The organism is Brucella sp. TWI559 (genome assembly GCF_039674265.1).
In the GTDB taxonomy this organism is placed as follows: domain Bacteria; phylum Pseudomonadota; class Alphaproteobacteria; order Rhizobiales; family Rhizobiaceae; genus Brucella; species Brucella chromiisoli.
On record NZ_JBDJNE010000052.1, the window covers coordinates 1 to 3021 of the forward strand.

Below are 3021 nucleotides of genomic sequence, written 5' to 3' on the forward strand. Positions count from 1 at the left end.
TGATTTTGCACCAGAACCGCTAAGCTCCATACCGGCCAGCGGCTATGTGAATGCCGCAAAACAGGCCTGATACATGACCGCACCCGATCGCACGTCTAAATTATCCAAATTCCAACTTGCACAAATGGGGGTATCCATACATGACCCGGTTGGGGGTGATATTTCCATTTAGAATTGACCCATGTTTGAACCTTCTCTCGTTTGTTTTTCAGCGAGGGCTGTGGAGTGATCGGCATGGCATTATTGAGCGTTATCCGACGGTGGCATTACCGGGACGAGCTATCGATCCGCGAGATTGCCCGACGAACAGGCCTATCGCGGAACACCATCCGCAAGTATCTGCGTCTCAATGGCGTTGAGCCAAAATTTCAGGTCCCTGACAGGCCAAGCAAACTCGACCCATTTTCTGACCGACTGACGACGTGGTTAAGGTCGGAAGATCGCAAACCTCGCAAACAAAAGCGCACGGTGAAGCAGATGCATGCTGACCTTGTCGCTCTGGGTTATGAGGGATCATACAGTCGCGTTGCCACCTTTGCCCGCGAGTGGAAGGCCGATCTTCATATGCACAACCAGACATCGGGCCGGGGTACGTTTGTCCCTTTGAGCTTTGAGCCGGGAGAAGCATTTCAATTCGACTGGTCAGAAGACTGGGCAATTATTGGCAATGAACGGACAAAGCTTCAGGTCGCCCATACCAAGCTAAGTTATTCCAGAGCCTTTATCGTTCGCGCCTATCTCACACAGTCCCATGAGATGCTGTTTGACGCTCACAACCATGCATTCCGAGTGCTTGGTGGTGTTCCACGACGCGGCATTTATGACAATATGCGTACAGCCATCGATAAGGTCGGGCGAGGCAAAGAGCGTGACGTCAATATCCGCTTTCAAGCGATGGCCAGCCACTATCTGTTTGAACCAGACTTCTGCAATCCTGCATCGGGTTGGGAGAAGGGACAGATTGAGAAGAATGTTCAGGATTCCCGGCATCGGTTCTTTCAACCAGCTCCACGATTTGCTTCATTGAATGAATTGAACGACTGGCTGGAGGAACGTTGCAGGTTTTTCTGGGCAACCACAACGCATGGTAAAATGCACGGCAGCATAGCCGATCTTTGGGCTGAAGAAGTCCAGACTCTTATGCCCGTTTCCCGGTCTTTTGATAGCTTTGTCGAATATACCAAGCGCGTATCACCGACCTGCCTCGTTCACTTTGATCGTACGCGTTATAGTGTTCCAGCATCCTTTGCCAATCGTCCAGTAAGCCTGCGTGTCTATCCTCATCTTGTCGTGGTCGCTGCCGAAGGGCAGATCATTTGCGAGCATTCACGCATCTTCAATCGCTCTCACGAAGCACCAGGTCACACCGTCTATGACTGGCGGCACTATTTGTCGGTCATTCAGCGAAAGCCCGGCGCATTGCGCAATGGCGCTCCCTTCACGGAGCTTCCTGAAGCGTTTCGCACACTCCAGCTTCATCTGTTGAAGAAGCCGGGCGGCGATAGGGAAATGGTCGATATCCTTTCCCTCGTCTTACAGCATGATGAACAGGCCGTACTTATGGCAGTCGATATGGCGCTGAAGTCTGGAGTGCCGACAAAAACCCATATTCTCAATTTGCTTCATCGTTTGGTTGACGGCAAATCTCTCATTCCACCCCCGATTAACGCACCGCAGGCACTGACCCTTAACAATGAACCCAAGGCCAATGTCGAACGCTACGACACCTTGAGAAAGACGGAGGCTCGTCATGCGTCATAGTCCAGCGAGTGGTGCAATCGTAATCATGTTACGGCAATTGAAGATGCATGGCATGGCACAAGCAGTTGGTGAACTCACCGAACAAGGGTCGCCAGCTTTCGAGGCAGCTATTCCAGTTCTGTCACAGCTGCTTAAGGCGGAAACGGCGGAGCGTGAAGTCAGATCAGTTGCTTACCAGCTCAAAACTGCACGCTTTCCAGCCTACCGTGATCTGAACGGCTTTGACTTCGCAAGCAGTGAGATAAACGAGGCATTGGTCCAGCAGCTGCATCGCTGTGACTTTCTCAATGATGCAAACAACATTGTTCTGGTTGGTGGACCCGGAACGGGTAAAACTCATATCGCCACCGCTATTGGTGTCCAGGCGATTGAATACCACCACAAACGTGTCCGGTTCTTCTCAACGGTTGAACTTGTGAATGCACTTGAGCAGGAAAAAGCCCAAGGCAAATCGGGACAGATCGCCAACCGGCTCATTTATTCCGATCTCGTCATTCTTGATGAGCTCGGATATCTGCCATTCAGTGCATCAGGTGGCGCTCTTTTATTCCATCTGCTCAGCAAACTTTACGAGCGCACGAGGTCATAATCACAACCAATCTTAGCTTCAGTGAATGGGCAAGCGTGTTTGGTGATGCCAAAATGACGACTGCATTGCTCGACAGGCTCACCCATCACTGCCACATCCTGGAAACCGGAAATGACAGCTTCAGGTTCAAAAACAGTTCCGCTCAGGAACCAAAACGAGCAAAGGAATACACGAAACTTGACCGTGAATAAAAAACCGAACAATAATTAAAAGGCGGGTCAATTCTCGGTGGAAATCCCGGGTCACGTCTCAGCGGCAATCAACAATACGACCTTCCAGTCTGTTGGTCAAAGCACTTTCGAACAAGCATCTCTAGCACTTCATCTGCCTGTTCGTATTGTTGAGCGACTGGGCTATCGATAAGAGAGGCTGCAGAAAGAGTGGATTTTTTGTCAAACAGGCAAAGTACACTGAAATGGGTATTGTTTTTTGGTTTTTAAGTCAGTCCCGGCACCGGGTGGAGGTATGATGACCCACTCCCAGTGCCGAGACGGCCTTCGTCTTTCAGACGCCCAACATCCTCAACGAGGAGCCTCCACGGTTTTTTCCAAGTCGGATTCTTTAATTAAAGAAACATAGAGTGCAGGCAGGAAAACCAGTGTCAAAAGCGTTGCAACAAGTAGCCCTCCCATAATCGCGAATGCCATGGGTCCCCAGAAAACCGTGGGCGC

Annotated in this window: 1 protein-coding gene and 1 pseudogene; both read left to right on the plus strand. The window is 50.6% G+C overall.

The window, feature by feature from the left end:
- Window positions 1–234 precede the first annotated feature (234 nt).
- Complete coding sequence (gene istA, locus ABE530_RS19455; RefSeq protein ID WP_499695701.1) at window positions 235–1761, plus strand: IS21 family transposase; 1527 nt, start codon at window positions 235–237, stop codon at window positions 1759–1761.
- Window positions 1751–2541 (plus strand): annotated as a pseudogene (gene istB, locus ABE530_RS19460) (IS21-like element helper ATPase IstB). The gene istA and the pseudogene istB overlap by 11 nt, the downstream one beginning before the upstream one ends.
- Window positions 2542–3021 lie beyond the last annotated feature (480 nt).